The organism is Streptomyces sp. NTH33 (genome assembly GCF_003236365.1).
Lineage (GTDB): Bacteria > Actinomycetota > Actinomycetes > Streptomycetales > Streptomycetaceae > Streptomyces.
The window spans coordinates 1-16308 of record NZ_POTZ01000116.1 but is presented as its reverse complement, the minus strand read 5'-3'; the positions used below and the strand labels follow the sequence as shown (position 1 = coordinate 16308).

The window sequence follows — 16308 nt, the reverse complement described above, 5'->3', positions numbered from 1 at the left end:
CACCGCTATGTCTATGTCTACGTCTGTTATGTCTACGTCTGCGTCTGCTTGCCGCGGGCCCGCCGGAAGCGGTCGAGCCCGTCGGAGAGGTCGACGATCGGGTCGGGGTAGTCGAGGGCGGCGCGGTCCGGGCCGGGCAGCTTCCACGGCTCGTGCACCGACGGGGCCTTGATGCCGGAGAGTTCGGGGACCCAGCGGCGCACGTAGGCGCCGTCCGGGTCGTACTTCCTGCCCTGGGTGACCGGGTTGAGGACCCGGTTCGGGCGGGTGTCGGTGCCGGTGCCGGCCATCCACTGCCAGTTGAGCTGGTTGTTGGCCAGGTCTCCGTCGACCAGCCAGTGCAGGAAGTGGGCGGCGCCGATCCGCCAGTCGACGTAGAGGGTCTTGGTCAGGAAGCTGGCGGTGAGCAGCCGGGCCCGGTTGTGCATCCAGCCCTCGTGGCGCAGCTGCCGCATGGCCGCGTCGATGACCGGGTAGCCGGTGCGGCCCTCGCGCCAGGCGTCGATGTCGGCGCCCGCGGTGTGCTCCGTGCGCCAGCGGTCGCGCTTGGTGCGGTAGTCGGCGTGGGCGGCCTCCGGCCGGGCGGCGAGGACCTGGCGGTGGAAGTCGCGCCAGGCGAGCTGCCGGACGAACGCCTCGGCGCCCGGTCCGCCGTGCCGGCGTGCGCGGTGCACGAGCTCCACCGGGGACAGGGTGCCGAAGTGCAGGTGGGCGGAGAAGCGCGAGGTGGCGTCGGCGGCCAGGTCGTCGCGGGCGGTGTCGTAGGCGTCCAGGCCGCGGCGCCAGTAGGCGGTCACCTGTGTGCGGGCCCCGCTCTCCCCGCCGGGCGGCAGGGCCGGGGACGCTCCGGTGCTCCCGCCCCGTGCGGGCACCTCCTCGCCGTCCACCTCGTCGGGGACGGGCACCCGGCGCGGGGCGCCGGTGACCTGCCGCAGCGGCATCCGCTCCCACTGCCGGTAGTACGGGGTGAAGACGGCGAAGTGGTCGGAGGAGGCGGGGGTCACCGTGCCGGGCGGTACGGCGACGGTGACCGCGTCGTGCACGAACAGCCGGCGGCCCGCCGCCTCCAGGGCGGAGCGCAGCCGTTCCTCCCGGCGCGCGGCGAACCGGCTGTGCCCGGCCGACATGTGCACCTCGTCGGCGTCCGCCTCGGCCACCGCCCGGCACACCTCCCGCACCAGGTCGCCGGAGTGCACGACGAGCCGGCCGCCCCGCTCGCGCAGCCCGGCGTCCAGGTCGGCCAGGCAGCCGTCGAGGAAGGCACGGCGGTTGGGCGCGGCGAACCCGGCCGCCTCGACGGCGCGGTCCCGCACGAACAGCGGTACGACGGCGTCCGCGGCGTCCAGGGCCGCGCACAGCGGCGGATGGTCGTGCAGGCGCAGATCGGCGGTGAACAGGGCGACCGGGACGTGCATGGGCGTCAGCTTCTCCCGGGTGGGCGTCGGGAACCGGTACGGACGCTCAGGTCTTCGGCCGGGGCGGGCCCCGCGGATGCGGTCGTACCCCGTCCGCGTGGTGCGGGGGCCGCGCGCTCGGCGGCGCGGACGATGTTGCGGGCCATGCCGCCGAAGACGACCGCGTGGAAGGGCGAGACGCTCCACCAGTACAGGTGGCCCAGCAGGCCGCGCGGATGGAACAGCGCCCGCTGCCGGTAGCGCACGCCCCCGGCCCCGTCGTCGTCCACCCGCATCTCCAGCCAGGCCAGGCCCGGCAGCCGCATCTCGGCGCGCAGCCGCAGCAGCCGGCCGCGTTCGATCTCCTCGACCCGCCAGAAGTCCAGCGAGTCGCCCACCCTGAGCCGCCGGGCGTCACGCCGGCCCCGGCGCAGCCCGACCCCGCCGGCCAGCCGGTCCAGCAGGCCGCGCACCGACCAGGCCAGGGGGAAGGAGTACCAGCCGTTCTCGCCGCCGATGCCCTCGATGACGTCCCACAGCGCCTCCGGCGCGACCCGGGCGTCGCGTTCGCGCACGTCGGTGTAGAGGCTGCCGCCGGCCCAGTCGGGGTCGGTGGGCAGCGGGTCGCTGGGCGCGCCGGGCACGGAGGCGGACGACCAGCGGGTGGTGACCTGGGCCTCGCCGACGCGCTGCAGGGCGAGGGCGACGGCGCGGTCGAAGCCGATGGGGTGGCCGGGCGGACTGGGCACGTACCGTTCGATGTCGTTCTCGCGGCACACCACCTCGTGCCGCAGGGACTCCGTCAGGGGGCGGGCGATCCGGGCCGGGACCGGCGTCACCAGGCCCACCCAGTGGCTGGACAGGCCGGGGGTGAGGACGGGCACGGGCAGGATCAGCCGCGGGTGCAGACCGGCCACGACGGCGTAGCGCCGCATCATGTCGAGGTACGTCAGCACGTCCGGGCCGCCGATGTCGAAGGTGCGGTTCACCTCGCGGGGCAGGCGGGCGCAGCCGGTCAGCAGGCGCAGCACGTCGCGCACGGCGATCGGCTGGATCCGGGTGTGCACCCAGCGCGGGGTGACCATCACCGGCAGCCGCTCGGTGAGGTAGCGCAGCATCTCGAAGCTGGCCGAGCCGGAGCCGATGATCATCGCGGCGCGCAGCACGGCCGTCGGCACGCCCGAGCCGAGCAGGATGCGGCCGACCTCGGCGCGGGAGCGCAGGTGCGGCGACAGCTCCCGCTCGGGCACCGCCCCGGGGGTCAGTCCGCCCAGGTAGACGAGTCGGCCGACGCCCGCCCGGCGGGCCTGCTCGCCGAAGACGCGGGCCGCCTCGCGATCGGTGTCCTCGAAGCCGCGCCCGGTGCCGAGGGCGTGCACGAGGTAGTAGGCCACGTCCACGCCCTGCATGGCCCGTGCGACGGAGCCGGGGTCGGTGACGTCGCCCTGGACGACCTCCACCCGGTCGTACCAGGGGTGGTCGCGCAGCTTGCGCGGGGTACGGACCAGACAGCGCACCCGGTGACCGGCGTCGAGCAGCTCGGGAACCAGCCGTCCGCCGATGTAACCGCTCGCCCCGGTCACCAGACACATCGGGCCACCGCCCTCCGGGTGCCCGGCCGGTGTGGTGTCGTCACCGCTCATGATCGATCCCGCCGCCTGTTCGCTCGTACTCCGCCGCCGTCGCGACGCGCGCGTCACCCGTCTCTACAGTGCGGACGGGCCGGCCGGATGCGCCCGGGCGCGGGGGCCGGACGGGTGACGGGCGGGTGACGGGCGGGCGTACTTTCGTGCTTTCATGCCGTACTTCGAAAGCCGGACCGTGAAGGCGGGAGGACCGAGCACGTGACCAGCCGTGTCACCCTCATCTCTGCAGCGACCACCCCCTCCCTGCGGCGGGCCCGGTTCGACGACGGCGACTCGCTCGACGCCGGCGGAGCGGCACGGGCCAGGGCGGCGGCCGGGTGCCTGCCCACCGCCGGACGCGTCCTCGCCTCCCCCAGCCCGCGCTGCCGGGAGACGGCCACGGCACTCGGTCTCACCGCCTCGGAGGAAGCGGAGCTCGCAGGCCTGGACGTGGGACGGTGGCGGGGGCGAACGCTGGAGGAGGTCAGCACGGCCGAACCGGAAGCGGTGGCCCGCTGGCTGGCCGACCCGGGCGCGGCGCCGCACGGCGGCGAATCGGTGCGCGCCCTGTGCGGGCGGGTCGCACGGTGGCTGGAGACGTCCGGCCGCGCCGACGGCCGGACGGTCGCCGTGGTCGAACCGGAGGTGATCCGGGCCGTGGTGGTGAACGTCCTGGACGCACCCGGACCCGCGTTCTGGCGCCTCGACGTCCCACCACTCACGGCGACCGAGCTCACCGGCCGGTCCGGCCGCTGGAACCTGCGACTCGGACACCCTCTCGGAGACGCACCGGGCTCCTTCCTGGTGTCCCGGGAAAGCCAGTGCTGCGACCGCACAGGTCCGTCGGGTTGAGCGATGAAGGCGGTGATCACGAGCGGTCGGCCGCCCCAGCGGATGCCCTTCTCACTGCGGATGCGGGCACGTTCCTTGCGTTCGGTGGCCAGAACGGCGCGTGAGCGTCAGGAAGTCGTGGTGGCTCGGTCGGACTCGCTGCGCAGAACGCAGAATTCGTTGCCTTCGGGATCAGCGAGGACCGCCCAGCCCGAACCATCGGGGTTCCGGCGATCGGCGACAAAGGTGGCGCCGAGGCCCAGCAGCCGTTCCACCTCCTGATCGCGCGAGGTCTCTGGGCGCAGACACAGATGGATCCGGTTCTTGATCGTCTTGGCCTCGGGCACCTGGTTGAAGTACAGCATCGGGCCCTCCGCCAGCAGCACCTGAGTCTCCCGGGCACCCGGTCTGTCCTCCGGATGCAGCGGACGGCCGATCACACTGCTCCAGAACCGGGCCAACTCGTAGGCATCCGCACAGTCGATCGCCACGTTCTGCAATACCGAGACCATGCGCGCGAGCCTTCCCGATCTCCACGCCGAACGCCACCGAGTTGCGCTCATTCCTCGCGCACACGGATCAGGCTCCCGGCAGCACTTTCGATACACACCCCAGAGGGCTCCCCGGACGGTACCGAGCAGCCCTCCTGCACCTCGCGGGAATCAGTGCGCGGCCGGCACCTCCCGCCCCGACGGGGATGTCGCGGACCTCGGCGACAGCAGCCTCTGGGCCAGCTCACCGAAGATCAGGCCGAAGCCCACCCACTGGGTGACCTGGATGGCCAGGGCCGAAAGCCGGAACCGCCACAGCAGGGTGGCCGGGAAGTCCTTCGGCACCTCGTCGACGACCGGCAGGAAGGCGTACGCCAGCCCGATCACGACGGCGAAGGCGGCCACCGCGGCCACCGTCGCGTACCAGGTGCCCAGCGTGGGCGCGAGCCGCTTGCCCAGGAGGGTGGCGGCCACCGCGAGGAGCACGCTGAGCAGCACCATCAGGAAGTACAGGGCCGTCCGCCCGCCGATGGTGTCCTCCTCGCCGACCGCCGGAGGGTTGGCCGGGTACTTCAGGAACGGCACGACGTACACGGCCAGCAGCGCGCAGCCGGACAGCAGCAGCGCGGTCGCCCGCGGGGAGAAGCGGCCCACGCGGCCCAGCGCGAAGCAGAAGGCGAGCGCGGCGATGCCGCCGAAGGCGACCCCGTGGACCAGAACGCCGGTGGCCAGCCCGGCGGTGGACTGCAGGGAACGGGAGACGACTTCCACGTCGTGTTCGAGGGAGTCCCCGTGGGAGCCCCCGTGGGAGTGCGCGTCCTCCAGGCCGATCGCCTTGTCGACGTACGGCTCGCCGAGGAAGTAGGCGACGACCAGGGCGAGCACGCCGGCGGCCAGACCGGCGAGCATGCCCCGCACCAAAAGGTTTCTTACCGTTGCGGAGTTCATGAGCGTGCGGCGCCCCCCGCGTCAGTGGCAGGGGAAGCCGAGCAGGTGGCGGGCATCGTGCACCCACTCGTGGACGCCCGTGCCGCTGAACACGGAGGTGGCGCCCTGCTCGGCGCCGACGAAGTACAGCAGGACCAGCATGAGAACGCCGAAGAAGACCGCCCAGGGAGCTACCGCCCTCAGCGGCAGCGTGGCGGGAACGGCGGGGGCGGTGGCAGTCGGCTGGGCGACGGTCTGCGCCATGGCAGAACCTCCTCTGGGAGTTCGCGTCCCATCTCGGTGGTGCACAGGACGACGGCCACGGGTCTGACTCACGAGCCCTCCCTTTTACGGGAGTTGCTCGCACACAGTGGCGCGACCGCGCCGGATTCCCACCGGCTTCCGTCGTACCGTCGTCGATATCGGACCGACCGTACCGTGCGCCGCGCGCCCGGCCAAGACCGCCTCCACGGGCGTGATCTACCTCTCCTCATCCCTTGGGATACCCATGATCCCGACGAGTGCGACGCAGGGTCCGGTCCGGGCACTTTGAGGCGGACCCGACGTCACAACGAACGTGGCACAGGCACGCCTGCCTCAGTAGCCGAGGAGGGGCTCCACCACACCCTCCGGCTCACTGCCCTCAGACAGGCGCCTCACGTTGGTTTCGACCCTTCGGCAGAGCATCTCCATGCTGTAGTCGGCTGAGTCCGCACAGTGCGAAGTGACGAGGACTCTGCTGTCACCCCACAAAGGGTGGTTCTCGGGCAGCGGTTCCGGATCGGTCACATCGAGCGCGACGGCTCCGATCGCATCCGACTTCAGCGCCTGGAGCAGTGCCTCCGTATCGATGTGTGCGCCCCTGGCGACGTTGACGACCACCGCGTGCGGCGGCAGCGCGGCGAATTCCGGGGTACTGAGGATGTGGCGTGTCTCGGGGGTGAGGGCGAGTGCGAGAACCAGTACGTCGGTGTGCGGCAGGACGTCCGCCAGTCGGCTGATGGGCAACGTGGCCCCGACGCCGTCCACTTCCTCCGGACGACGGCGCAGGACGGTCGTACGGCAGTCGAAGGGACGCAGCAGTCGCAGCAACGCACGGGCGATCCCTCCTCCCCCGAGAATCGTCACCCGTGCGCCCCACAGCGTCCTCGGGTCCATGGAATGCCATCTCGGGGTCCGTGCCTGAACCACAAGGTTCCTCAGCGAGGCCAGGGTCAGGGCCAGGGCGTGCTCGGCCACCTGCTCGGAGAAGGCGCCCTTGGCGCAGGTGAACACGACGGGGCGGTCCAGGAGGCCCGCGGCGGCGACGTTTTCGACTCCCGCCCATGGCAGTTGCACCCACCCGATGCCCGGATGCGCGTCGAGAAAGTCCGACAGTGCCGCCGCACCATGGGGACTGAGCCACACCAGCCCATTGGCCTCTTCCGCCGTGACCAGCCGCCCTCCGGCCGCGCATACGGCATCCGCCACACGTCCGCGCAGCGTCGCCGCCTCCGGCTCGTTGGCACGGTCGGCCGCGCTCTCCGGCTGGGGCCCGGAAGCGATGGTGATCAACGGTTGCATCATGTCTCCGTATCCGAGGTCGCCCTCATGCTTGCGAACAGTGTCCTGATCTCCTCGATCGTCCCCTGCTCCGGGGCGGGTTTCAGGCTCGGGGAGCCGTCGCGCACTCGGCCCATACGGTCTTGCCGGGACCGAGGCGGTCGCGTACGCCCCAGTCGGCGGCGAGCGCGTCGACGAGGACCAGGCCACGACCTCCGTCCTCGTCCGGGCCGGGTGCCGTGCGCGCCGGCAGGGCGGGGTGGGTGTCGGTCACCTCGATACGGACGACGCCCCGGCCCTCCTCGAAGGACAGGGCGAGGGCGAAGTCCCGTCCCGGGACACGGCCGTGGAGAACGGCGTTCGCCGCGAGTTCGGCGACGACGAGGACGACGGTGTCGTGCGCCTCGGTCCCTCGGGGGTGTCCCCACTCGGTGAGCTGGTGCGCGGCGAGCAGCCGGGCGAGGCGGGCACCGCTCCGGGTGGCGGAGAAACGCTGCGTGAACGTGCTTACGGGGGTCGCGGGTTGGTGGTTCAGGGCTGGCATGCGGGCCAGCTTGAGGGCAGTTGGCGGGCCGTCGGCAGGTCCGCCGCCGATACAGATCACGTTGTACTGGTTCACGCACTGGACTGGGTCGATCGCTGTACGTGAACATGGATCGGTCTGGCGTGGCGCAGCGCGGACGGCGAACAGTACGGCACGGGTGCGGGTACGGCCCGGTGGCACAGGGGAAGGCGGCTGCGATGACGACGGACAACGGTGGCGGAGTGGGCGGGGGCTGTGAGCCGGAACTCTCCGAGAGTCTGAAGACCTTCGGCGCGGTCCTCAAGGCCCTGCGGGAGGAAGCCTGCCTGACACAGGAGCAGTTCGCCCCGCTGGTGCGCTATTCGCCCGCGTACATCGCCAAGATCGAACAGGGGAAGCGCTTCCCGCCGAAGGAACTGCTGAAGCGGTCGGAGGAGGTCCTGGGCACGGTCGCGGCGCGGGTGCTGGGGGCGGCGGCGAAGAGCCTGACACGGAAGGCGGGGCTGGCGTCGTGGTTCCGGCAGTGGGCGGGGATCGAGGAGGAGGCGATCTCGCTGTACGCGTATGAAAGCCGAGTCGTCCCAGGCTTGTTGCAACCCGAGCCGTACATCCGCGCGATCTTCGACCGGCACCTGCCTCCGCTCACGGAAGAGCAGTCCGAACGGCAGGTGGCAGCACGGTTGGCCAGGCAGCAACTTCTCGTCGAACGCCCCAACACGACGTTCAGCTTCGTCGTCGAGCAGGCACTCCTGGAACGCCGCATGGGAGGTTCGGCTGTCACGAAGGCCCTGCTCGACCACCTCATCGCAGTCGGCCAGTACCGCAATGTGGAACTCCAGATCATGCCGCTGCTCCAGGAGGAGCACTCCGGCTTCGAGGGCGAGATGTACCTCGCCGAGACGGCCGATCACCGCTGGGTCGGTTACGTCGAGGGCCACGGCACCAGCATGCTCATCAGTGACCCGAAAGCTGTGAGTCAGATGCTCCAGCGCTATGGCAAGATGCGCTCGCAGGCTCTGAGCCACCAAGCCACCGCGAGCCTGCTGGATCAGATGCGAGGAGTCCTATGAGCAGCACCCAGCTGACCTGGTTCAAGAGCAGCTACAGCGGCGGCAGCGGCGACAACTGTATCGAGGTCGCCCTGCGCCCCGGCGCTGTTCTCGTCCGGGACTCGAAGGACACCCGGAGGCAGCCCCTGTCTGTCTCCCCCGACGCCTGGTCGGCGTTCACGGCACTGGCTGCCGGCAACTAGAAGAGTCACGCGGTGTCGTGCCAGGGCTTGTTCGCCGCCCAGTGCCGGACCCACCCGGCGAAGCCGGGCTCAGCGGTGGTGAACCCGAACTGCGCGCCGAAGGGAACGGCACCGACGTCACTGATCAGCCAAGGGTCGGCCTGCTCAAGGTTCATGCGGTAGGGATACCACCCCGCTGTGACAGCACCCCGCGTCGGGCTTCTACTTCCCCAGGCGGCTCAGCGCCTGCATGGCCTCGCGCTCCATGCGTGAAAGATCGCGGAGGACGGTGCCTGCCTGTACGAGGCACCGCGCATCGCCTGATTCACCGGCCTTTGCGATCAGTCGGGTCATCCGTTCCTCTTGCGGAACAGGCCTCCCGTACGGGCGCTTGCGGGCGCGGCCCGCGCTCGTGAAGGGCTGGGGACGACGGACGGTTCTCCAGCGCGCCAGGGAGGCCGCCGTCACCCCGATCCGGCGCTTCCTGTGAGCGGGCCGGCGCAGGGGTGGCATGCCGTGCATCGTGGTCGCCGGCCCGCCGTTCTTCCCGCACGCCACTTCCCTGTCGGCCTGTCGGCCGCTCTTCGCGCTCACGGAGCAGAGGCCTGCTCCGCCTGTGCGTCCTCCCTCGGGAAACTCGCGGTCCGGGCCGGTGTTCGCTTCGCGCCGCTGCTCGTCAGCCGGACCACCGGCGCAGGCGTTGCGGAGGCGGCCCGGCAGGAAGCCGGACCGGCGGTCCGAACCGGACCGCCACGCCCGTGGCGTACAGCGTGCTGACCGGCTCGCCCACCGGTGGGGTCAGCCCGGCCGCCGCCACCACGGACGCGTCCCAGCCGAGCAGGTCACACCGCCTGAAAGTCCAGGCCGGGTGGGTGTTGGGCATGTAGTACGTGTGCTTCAGCAGGCTCTCGTGCAGACCCCAGCGGTAGGTCAGGAACTCGTCCAGCGGCTGCGGTGATACGGTTTCGTCCGCCACGTCGATCCAGACGTGCCCGTCGGGACCGGTACCGCGGCGTCCGCGCGTACGGTACAGCAGCCGGTTCCCGTACCACCGGCAGGACGTCCGCGACCAGCGGTACGGCAGTCCGAAGCCGGCACGGGCCGCGAGGACGGGCAGCAGCCGATCGCAGTCCAGGGAGCGGAACACCACCCCTCGCCGCCCCAGCACGTCCCTGCTGTACAGGCGCACGTTGACTTCGGTGAACGTCCCGAGGTACGGCAGCGGGGGCGCGTGCCCGAAGGCGAGGTCCCGCATACCGAAGAAGACCAGGCCCACGTAGGTGCGGCCGTGGAAGAGGTCGGGAACCGTTCCGGGGGGAAGCAGCCGCGCGACCTCGAAGGGATCGGCCTCCCAGTGAAGGAAGACGACGTCGCGCCACGACTGACGAAACAGGACGCGGTGAACAGGACGGGACGCGACGGGGGTGAGCGACTCCACGCGCCCGCCGTGGTGGAGCGGCTGTCGGTCATCGGGGCGCTCAGGCATGCCACGGTCCGGTGTCCGCGGGAGAACCGGCACGGCGCGGCATGCCGGGCCGTCCGCCTGTCGTGAGGGATCCGACCAGGGTGTCGACGGCCTCGGCGACCGACAGTCCCGGAGGAAGGGGCGGTACGCTGCCGACCACGACCCGCTCCGCGAAGGCGCCGCCGATCTCTCCGGTGGCTCCGGGCAACAGGATCCGCGCCCCGTTGATGTCCACCACGCCTCCTGTCACTCGGACGGCGGACCGACCTCGCTTGTGCGGGGCCCGCCGAAGCGTTGTGCGGTCACGGCCGTACCGCCCGGTGCGCGCCGGGCCGGGCACGAGGCGCCTCGACCGGAGCGGCCGGGGCAGCCTTCGGCGCCCCGGCGAGGGCCACCTCGGCGTGTTGCCGGCGCCGGGCGGCCAGGGACTCGCGCGCCGCCTCCCTGGGGTGCCGGCGGCGCCAGTAGGGGTTGTCGTGCGGAAGCCCGCCCGACACCCGGCCGTACATCCCGAAGGTCGCGATGAGCAGTCCCATGACGAAGGAGAAGAGCACGTTCGTCATGCCGAAGCCGAGGATGTTGGCGGGCCGGTCGAGGATGAAGACGTGGCCGAAGCCGCTCAGGAGGAACAGCGCCCCGACTGCCGTGTTGAGGGTCGAAGCGAAGTTTCCACCGACCACGGCACCGCCGATCAGCAGCAGTCCGAAGAGCACGGAGACGAGGCTGAGCAGCCCATTGGTCGACAGGCCCGCGATGCGGGTTCCGTCGGTGTTGAACGGGCTGAGTTCGTCCGCGAAGCCCAGGCAGCCGAACAGCAGGAGGATTCCCCCGCACAGCCCGGCGCCGTACCGGTAGACCGTCGCGAGCCGGTGGTCCACCGGCAACTCGTCACGAAGCCTCATGACACGTCCTTTCCCCGCAGTGGCATGACCCGCCCCGAGGGGGCGGGGACCGCCGGTCTCTCCCGACCGTCCCACTGCTCATTTCCTGCCATGACCGGAAAAAGGTTGCAGACGTCGCGGCATTGGGTCTCACCGCAGGCGACGGCCGACCCGTGGGCGGAGCTCCTCGGGCCGCCCCGCCCGCATGCCCCCGGCACCCGGAACGTCCGCGGCCGAGCGGGTCGTGTCCCACGGCGTGGTGCGGGCGCTCGCGGCCATTCGCCGGGGCGGCCAGTGCCGGGGCGTCGGTCCGGGCGAGCTCGGCTGCCTCGGTCAGCAGCCGGCGGGCCGTGCGGAGCACACCTTGAGGGAACGCCGCGGCGGCGCGAACCCGGATGGCCCGGACGGTCAGGCCCGGGCCGTCGGTGCCCGCGGCGCCGTGACGGGCGGGCACCGCCATGCGTTCGACGTCACCTTCCTCTGCGATCGCCTCTGCGGCCGGTACGAGCCGGCGGCGTCTGTTTCCGGGTCGGCGCGCTGGTGTCACTGAGGGCCGTGGGGTTCACCGGCCGCTGGAGACCCCGTAGTACTGAAGGTCCTGCACGGTGACCGTGCGCCGCGCCGGATAGCGGGTCGTGACGGCGGCGACGGTGTCCCCCGCGCGGCGGACCACGGCCTCGGTGCGGCCGGGGCTCAGCGGCAGGTACTGGGCGTACGCGCCGGCGGGAGCACGGTAGGTGTGGGGCACGGTGCCCACGCGCGCGGAGACCGTGGCGGGCGCGGTCAGGAAGGTGAGCAGTTCCACCTGGTCGCGCGGGGGCGCGGTGCCCGCACGCGGGCGCATCAGCCGCGGCTGACGCGAGGCACTGCCGGCATCCGCGAACTGGACGCGGGAGGTGACGTACACGGTGTCGCGGACGATCTGCGGCCAGGCCCCGGTCTTGAAACGAGTGAGGTAGTACGAGGAGATGTCCAGGTACGTGTGACCGTTGTGCAGTGAGGGGGCGAACTGACTTCCTTCCGAGTAGTCGTTCCAGGTGGTGAGCTGCACCCAGTCCGCACCGTCGGAGATCGCGTGGTTCCAGGTCGACCGCAGGGTGGCGGTGTTGCCCGCCTCGTCGTAGATGCCCTGGTTGGGCCGGGCGTCCTGCACGGATACGGCCTGCATCCACTTCTTTCCCAGGGAGTGGGCGAGTTGGATGTCGCCGGGAACGTTGTTCTGGCGGGTGTAGCTCCGGTTGCCCCAGGACGAGAAGGCGTGGCTGATCGGCGCGAATCTCTCGGCGTTGGCGCGGAAGTCCAGAAAGACCGGGACGAGCGCAGTGCCGATGCCGTGGTCGCGCAGCCGCGCGATGACCTGGTCCCACCAGGCGGGGTCCTGGGCCTCGGCCTTGAACGGGGAGACCACGAGGCGTCCGTCGGCCAGCCGGTACGCGGACGGGGACGCGGCGAGCCGGGCCAACTGGTCGGCGAGGGTGCGCGGGTCGGTGTGCAGGGAGGTCATGTCCGGCATCAGCACGATCCGGAAGCCCGGGTCGACGCGCTGTGCCGCCCGCAGCAGCATGTCGACGCGCTGACGGTTGGTGCCGGCCAGGGAGAGGATGTCGACGGTGAACCCGTCCAGTCCGGCGTCTCGGGCAGTCCTCACCTCCCTTTCCAGGTTGGCGAGTTGCCAGTCGCCGGACGTCGGCGGCACGGGCAGGGGCCGGTCACGCAGCAGTCCGCAGTAGGCCGCGTGCTTGCCCTGCTCGCCGTGCGGCGTGAGGTAGTTGCGGGCGTAGTAGTCGTGCTCGGCGGGCTGGTTGTCGAGGGAGAGCGGATACGGGGGAAAGTAGTGCGCGAAGACCGGATGCGGGCTGTTGCGCAGCACATCGGCGCTCGGCAGGTCGAAAGGAAGCGCCGCGGCGGTCGTCCGCCCGGCGCGGGGCGCGGTGTCCTCCTGGTCGCGGGCCAGCCCGGTCCCGGCGATCAGTCCGATCAGCAGCAGGCCGAACAGGGCACCGAGTGCTGTGCGCCGCCGGCGGCCTGTCGGCCTTCGGCGCCGGGGCGTTGGCCGAGCGGGGTGTTCCGTCATGGGTGTCCTCCGCAGACGCCGGTGGGCCGCCGGTGCGCACTCTATTGCACGCGCGGTTCCTTGTCCGGCGAACCGCCATCAGACGGGCATCTCCGGCGATCGCCGCCGCCCCGTCAGGGAGCCGTGGCGCCGAGCAGGTCGGCTTCGTGCGACTGCAGGTAGATGTCGAGGGCGTCATCGCGCATGGCCTGCCACAGTTGAGCGCCGGCGCCGGAATCCAGGAGGACCACGGACTGACCGGAGATCATGTCGGTTCCCTTGACGGGAGCGTTCATGAACACCATGTTCCCGGGGCGGACCTCCTTGTTGTCCCACAGCAGAGCGCGCAGGTCGCCGTCGCCGAGTCGGTCGTCGACGCTCACGGCGGCGGTCAGGTCGTCCAGCACCTCGGCGGCCTTGAGGGGGTTGGAGAAGGTCGACGGACGCAGGACCTTCGCCAGCAGCGTGCGCAGGAAGTACTGCTGACGGTGCGTGCGGTCGAAGTCTCCGCGGGCGAGGTGATGGCGCTCACGCACGTAGGCCAGGGCCTGCGTGCCGTCCATGTGCCGGCCGGTGCCGTCCACGACGAGATCCACTCCGCCGACGGAGTCGGTGAGTTTCTTGAAACCGTCCCAGTCGATGACGGCGAGATGGTCGACGCGCACCTTGGTCAGCCGCTGCACCGTGTCGATGAGCAGCGGCGGTCCACCCCAGGAGAAGGCGGCGTTGAGCTTGGCCTTGCCGTGTCCGGGGATGTCCACCCATGCGTCACGGGGCAGCGAGACCGCATACGCGCCGGAATGGTCGGCCGGGAGGTGGACCAGCATCATCGTGTCACTGCGCTGGGCCCCGTACGTCCACTCGGGGGCCTTGGCGTCGCGGCCCGTGGTCGGCAGCTCGGAGCGGCTGTCGACGCCGACGAGGAGGAAGGTCTGCCCGCCGGCGGAGGGTGCCGGCTGCGCCGCCGCGGGGACCTGCGTCGGGAAGACACCGGAGATGCGTCCGACCTTCCCGGTGTAGTGGTCGACGGCCCACCAGGCGACCCCGCCCACCATGAGCAGGCCCACGGCGAACAGCACGAGCGCCCCGAAGAGCACCCGACGCGCGCGGCTCCTGCGGCGCCGGGGCCGCGCCGGCGTGGCCCCGGAGGCATCAACCCCTTCTTGCGAGGCACCGGTTGACGGATCGCGGTCGTCGGCAACCGGGGCGGACGACACGGAACCGGCTCTGCCCGCCCCTTCCTCCCGGTCTGCCGCTTCGTACCGCCCCGCCGCTTCGGCCTCCGCCGTGTCCCTGTCTCCCACCACGCACCCCCGGCATCGACGCGGTGCGGCCCCTTCCGCACCGGGCGCTCACTGTAGCCAGGAGGTTCGACGTTCGTACCGCTTTCCGTCAGACCATCGCCCCGCGGGATCAACTACCTTGATCAGCAAGGGATTTCGTATGGCTCACGACTTCTCGGCGACGTTCACGCAAACGCTCCCGCTGTGCACAACTTTGCCGTACTGTTCACCATCGCGCCGCATGTTCGACGAATGAGAGTTCGCAACATCGGTCCATTCGTGCCGCAGTACGTGCCTGGGGGGGTACATGTGGGATGTTCAGGCCGCTGAATCCGACAGATCACGCAAGGCGCGCTCGGGGGCGCGCTCCTCACTGTGGATGGGACGCAAGTCCCGCTGGTATCTGCCCGCGTCGCTGATCACCGACCTCGTCGGCGCCGGGATGCCGGTGGCGCTGATGTTCTTCGCCGCACACCAGCCGTGGGCAGTGCCCAGCGGCATCGTCGCAGGGCTCGCCTGGGCGGGTGTCCAGCTGTTCCGCTCGCGCTACGCGGCCCGGGTTCTCGGCGAGAGCCGGGGCACACTGCCGGTGCTCCACGACTGGTTCATCCTGCTGGGCGTACTCGCGGTGGGGCACGCCGCGGCGGGGGTGGGGCTGCGCGCGCCGCTGTGCCTTGCGGCGCTGCTGCCCGCCCTGCTGCTGACTCTGGTGTGCCGCAAGGCCGTGCACCGGCACCTCGCGGCGGTGCGCCGCAGGGCGCAGGCGGTGATCAAGGTCCTGGTGGTGGGCGAGCCCACCGCGGTGGACGGTGTCACCGCGCACCTCGCCGCGCGCACCGACCACCCGTACGTGGCGGTGGGCGCCGTCCCCGTGGGATCGGGTCCGTTCGCCTCGGGGATCCGGACCGGGGAACGGCTTGCCGCCACCGCGCCGGAGTCCTCCGCGGAGGATGCCGATCTGGTCATCAGCGCGGTGCACCGGCTCGGCGCCGATCTGGTGCTGGTCGTCCCGGGCGCCGCGCTCTTCGGGGAGCGGCTGCGCCGCCTCTCCTGGGGGCTGCACGACGCCGGCATCGAACTGTTCGTCGCGCCCGGGCTGGTGGAGGTGTCCGTCAAGCGACTGGAGACCGAATCCGCCGGCGGGATGTCGCTGCTGCGCGTGGCCCCGCCGGTGCGGGAGGGCACACAGCCCCTGCTCAAGGGGATCCTGGACCGCAGCACCGCCCTGCTGGGCCTGCTCGTGCTGGCACCGGTGCTGCTGGTGGTCGCGGCCGCGGTGAAACTGTCCTCGCCGGGGCCGGTGCTCTATCTCCACGAACGCATCGGTCTGGCCGGGCGCCCCTTCGTGATGTGGAAGTTCCGCACCATGCGGGTGGGTGCCGACCGCGGGAAGGCCGCACTGGCCCAGGAGAACGAGCACGACGGCCCGATGTTCAAGATGCGCCGCGACCCCCGGGTCACCCGGATCGGCCACTGGCTGCGCCGCACCTCGCTGGACGAACTGCCACAGCTGGTCAACGTCCTCAAGGGTGACATGTCCCTGGTAGGTCCGCGGCCGCCACTCGCCGAGGAGGTGGCCCACTACACGCCCGTCGAGTGGCGGCGGCTGACCGTAAGGCCGGGGATGACCGGGCTGTGGCAGATCAGCGGACGCTCCGACCTGTCCTGGGACGAGACCGTCCAGCTCGATCTCAGCTACGTCGACAACTGGTCGTTCACCAGTGACGTGGACCTCATGGCCCGCACGTTCCGCGCCGTCGTCGACGGCCGCGGGGCGTACTGAGAGCGCCGCCCGTGGCCGCACAGTGCATCGGCGCGCGCTGCGCGCCGCCGCGGTCCGTGCACGAGCCGGTGCCCCGGCAGGCAACGTTCGCCGTCAAGGAGCGGCGTCATGGGGGTGCCCCCTGCTCGAGCGAAGCCGAGAGCTTGGGGGAGCGTGCTCCGGGGGTCCTCCCTGCTCGGAGAGCTTGGGGGAGTGCCGGCCGGAAGTCCTCGTACTGGGCGTACGGGGGCTTTCGGGCGGTGCGGCGCGTGGGGGTCCCCCCTGCTCGAAGGGCTTGGG

The 16308-nt window shown here is 71.4% G+C and carries 16 protein-coding genes, 1 pseudogene and 1 riboswitch; of the genes and pseudogenes, 4 read left to right on the top strand and 13 right to left on the bottom strand.

The genetic code is table 11. The features are described 5' to 3' along the window. Nucleotides 1-32: 32 nt before the first annotated feature. Complete coding sequence (locus C1I97_RS14235; RefSeq protein WP_111003582.1) at nucleotides 33-1415, bottom strand: cryptochrome/photolyase family protein; 1383 nt, start codon at nucleotides 1413-1415, stop codon at nucleotides 33-35. Between the two features lie 5 nt (nucleotides 1416-1420). Then, nucleotides 1421-3037 carry an SDR family oxidoreductase gene (locus C1I97_RS14230; protein ID WP_111003581.1) on the bottom strand — a complete coding sequence of 539 codons (1617 nt, stop codon included), beginning with the start codon at nucleotides 3035-3037 and terminating at the stop codon, nucleotides 1421-1423. Nucleotides 3038-3238: 201 nt separating this feature from the next. On the opposite strand from C1I97_RS14230, the gene C1I97_RS14225 reads away from it, so the two are divergent. Then, nucleotides 3239-3871 carry a histidine phosphatase family protein gene (locus C1I97_RS14225; protein ID WP_111003580.1) on the top strand — a complete coding sequence of 211 codons (633 nt, stop codon included), beginning with the start codon at nucleotides 3239-3241 and terminating at the stop codon, nucleotides 3869-3871. 107 nt (nucleotides 3872-3978) lie between these two features. Here the strand turns inward: C1I97_RS14225 and C1I97_RS14220 are convergent, their stop codons facing one another. The 5 genes from C1I97_RS14220 to C1I97_RS14200 all read right to left on the bottom strand — a co-directional run bounded on the left by C1I97_RS14220 (nucleotide 3979) and on the right by C1I97_RS14200 (nucleotide 7354). After that, nucleotides 3979-4362, bottom strand: a complete 384-nt coding sequence (locus C1I97_RS14220) for a VOC family protein (protein WP_111003579.1) — start codon at nucleotides 4360-4362, stop codon at nucleotides 3979-3981. Nucleotides 4363-4512: 150 nt separating this feature from the next. Further along, nucleotides 4513-5289 (bottom strand): CbtA family protein, encoded by a 777-nt coding sequence (locus tag C1I97_RS14215; RefSeq protein ID WP_111003578.1) that lies wholly within the window; start codon nucleotides 5287-5289, stop codon nucleotides 4513-4515. 21 nt (nucleotides 5290-5310) lie between these two features. After that, nucleotides 5311-5532, bottom strand: a complete 222-nt coding sequence (locus C1I97_RS14210; protein ID WP_111003577.1) for a CbtB domain-containing protein — start codon at nucleotides 5530-5532, stop codon at nucleotides 5311-5313. Nucleotides 5533-5568: 36 nt separating this feature from the next. Then, a riboswitch (cobalamin riboswitch) is annotated at nucleotides 5569-5716 on the bottom strand. A gap of 149 nt (nucleotides 5717-5865) precedes the next feature. Next, nucleotides 5866-6822, bottom strand: coding sequence for a D-isomer specific 2-hydroxyacid dehydrogenase family protein (locus tag C1I97_RS14205; protein ID WP_181446721.1), 957 nt, complete (start codon nucleotides 6820-6822; stop codon nucleotides 5866-5868). Between the two features lie 91 nt (nucleotides 6823-6913). Continuing rightward, entirely contained in the window at nucleotides 6914-7354 is a 441-nt protein-coding gene (locus C1I97_RS14200; protein WP_111003584.1) for an ATP-binding protein, read from the bottom strand. Nucleotides 7355-7551: 197 nt separating this feature from the next. Here C1I97_RS14200 and C1I97_RS14195 point away from each other — a divergent pair, with 197 nt between their 5' ends. Both C1I97_RS14195 and C1I97_RS14190 read left to right on the top strand, forming a co-directional pair. Next, nucleotides 7552-8403, top strand: coding sequence for a helix-turn-helix domain-containing protein (locus C1I97_RS14195; protein WP_111003575.1), 852 nt, complete (start codon nucleotides 7552-7554; stop codon nucleotides 8401-8403). Next, on the top strand, nucleotides 8400-8585 hold the full coding sequence (locus tag C1I97_RS14190) for a DUF397 domain-containing protein (protein WP_111003574.1): 186 nt from the start codon (nucleotides 8400-8402) through the stop codon (nucleotides 8583-8585). Before C1I97_RS14195 ends, C1I97_RS14190 begins: the two co-directional genes overlap by 4 nt. A 5-nt stretch (nucleotides 8586-8590) precedes the next feature. Here the strand turns inward: C1I97_RS14190 and C1I97_RS14185 are convergent. The 6 genes and pseudogenes from C1I97_RS14185 to C1I97_RS14150 all read right to left on the bottom strand — a co-directional run. Further along, nucleotides 8591-8716 (bottom strand): annotated as a pseudogene (locus tag C1I97_RS14185) (SMI1/KNR4 family protein); the annotation flags it as partial. 524 nt (nucleotides 8717-9240) lie between these two features. Further along, complete coding sequence (locus tag C1I97_RS14175; protein WP_111003573.1) at nucleotides 9241-10050, bottom strand: YqjF family protein; 810 nt, start codon at nucleotides 10048-10050, stop codon at nucleotides 9241-9243. Then, nucleotides 10043-10267 carry a hypothetical protein gene (locus tag C1I97_RS14170; protein WP_146608215.1) on the bottom strand — a complete coding sequence of 75 codons (225 nt, stop codon included), beginning with the start codon at nucleotides 10265-10267 and terminating at the stop codon, nucleotides 10043-10045. Before C1I97_RS14170 ends, C1I97_RS14175 begins: the two co-directional genes overlap by 8 nt. Before the next feature lie 64 nt (nucleotides 10268-10331). Beyond that, a complete protein-coding gene (locus C1I97_RS14165; protein WP_111003571.1) occupies nucleotides 10332-10931 on the bottom strand; it encodes a DUF4383 domain-containing protein in 600 nt (199 codons plus the stop codon). A 541-nt stretch (nucleotides 10932-11472) separates the two neighbouring features. Then, nucleotides 11473-12984, bottom strand: coding sequence for a glycoside hydrolase family 71 protein (locus C1I97_RS14155; protein WP_111003569.1), 1512 nt, complete (start codon nucleotides 12982-12984; stop codon nucleotides 11473-11475). Nucleotides 12985-13097: 113 nt separating this feature from the next. Beyond that, nucleotides 13098-14060, bottom strand: a complete 963-nt coding sequence (locus tag C1I97_RS14150; protein WP_258382562.1) for an LCP family protein — start codon at nucleotides 14058-14060, stop codon at nucleotides 13098-13100. 565 nt (nucleotides 14061-14625) lie between these two features. Between C1I97_RS14150 and C1I97_RS14145 the strand changes: the two genes are divergently transcribed. Beyond that, nucleotides 14626-16029: an exopolysaccharide biosynthesis polyprenyl glycosylphosphotransferase gene (locus tag C1I97_RS14145; RefSeq protein ID WP_111003568.1), complete on the top strand. Its 1404-nt coding sequence runs from the start codon at nucleotides 14626-14628 to the stop codon at nucleotides 16027-16029. Nucleotides 16030-16308: the final 279 nt, after the last annotated feature.

What these genes read in the sequence shown, in the direction of transcription:
- C1I97_RS14155 (WP_111003569.1), bottom strand. Translation starts at nt 12,984, where the DNA reads ATGACGGAACACCCCGCTCGGCCAACGCCCCGGCGCCGAAGGCCGACA.
- C1I97_RS14230 (WP_111003581.1), bottom strand. Translation starts at nt 3,037, where the DNA reads ATGAGCGGTGACGACACCACACCGGCCGGGCACCCGGAGGGCGGTGGC.
- C1I97_RS14165 (WP_111003571.1), bottom strand. Translation starts at nt 10,931, where the DNA reads ATGAGGCTTCGTGACGAGTTGCCGGTGGACCACCGGCTCGCGACGGTC.
- C1I97_RS14190 (WP_111003574.1), top strand. Translation starts at nt 8,400, where the DNA reads ATGAGCAGCACCCAGCTGACCTGGTTCAAGAGCAGCTACAGCGGCGGC.
- C1I97_RS14215 (WP_111003578.1), bottom strand. Translation starts at nt 5,289, where the DNA reads ATGAACTCCGCAACGGTAAGAAACCTTTTGGTGCGGGGCATGCTCGCC.
- C1I97_RS14235 (WP_111003582.1), bottom strand. Translation starts at nt 1,415, where the DNA reads ATGCACGTCCCGGTCGCCCTGTTCACCGCCGATCTGCGCCTGCACGAC.
- C1I97_RS14210 (WP_111003577.1), bottom strand. Translation starts at nt 5,532, where the DNA reads ATGGCGCAGACCGTCGCCCAGCCGACTGCCACCGCCCCCGCCGTTCCC.
- C1I97_RS14175 (WP_111003573.1), bottom strand. Translation starts at nt 10,050, where the DNA reads ATGCCTGAGCGCCCCGATGACCGACAGCCGCTCCACCACGGCGGGCGC.
- C1I97_RS14195 (WP_111003575.1), top strand. Translation starts at nt 7,552, where the DNA reads ATGACGACGGACAACGGTGGCGGAGTGGGCGGGGGCTGTGAGCCGGAA.
- C1I97_RS14145 (WP_111003568.1), top strand. Translation starts at nt 14,626, where the DNA reads ATGGGACGCAAGTCCCGCTGGTATCTGCCCGCGTCGCTGATCACCGAC.
- C1I97_RS14220 (WP_111003579.1), bottom strand. Translation starts at nt 4,362, where the DNA reads ATGGTCTCGGTATTGCAGAACGTGGCGATCGACTGTGCGGATGCCTAC.
- C1I97_RS14200 (WP_111003584.1), bottom strand. Translation starts at nt 7,354, where the DNA reads ATGCCAGCCCTGAACCACCAACCCGCGACCCCCGTAAGCACGTTCACG.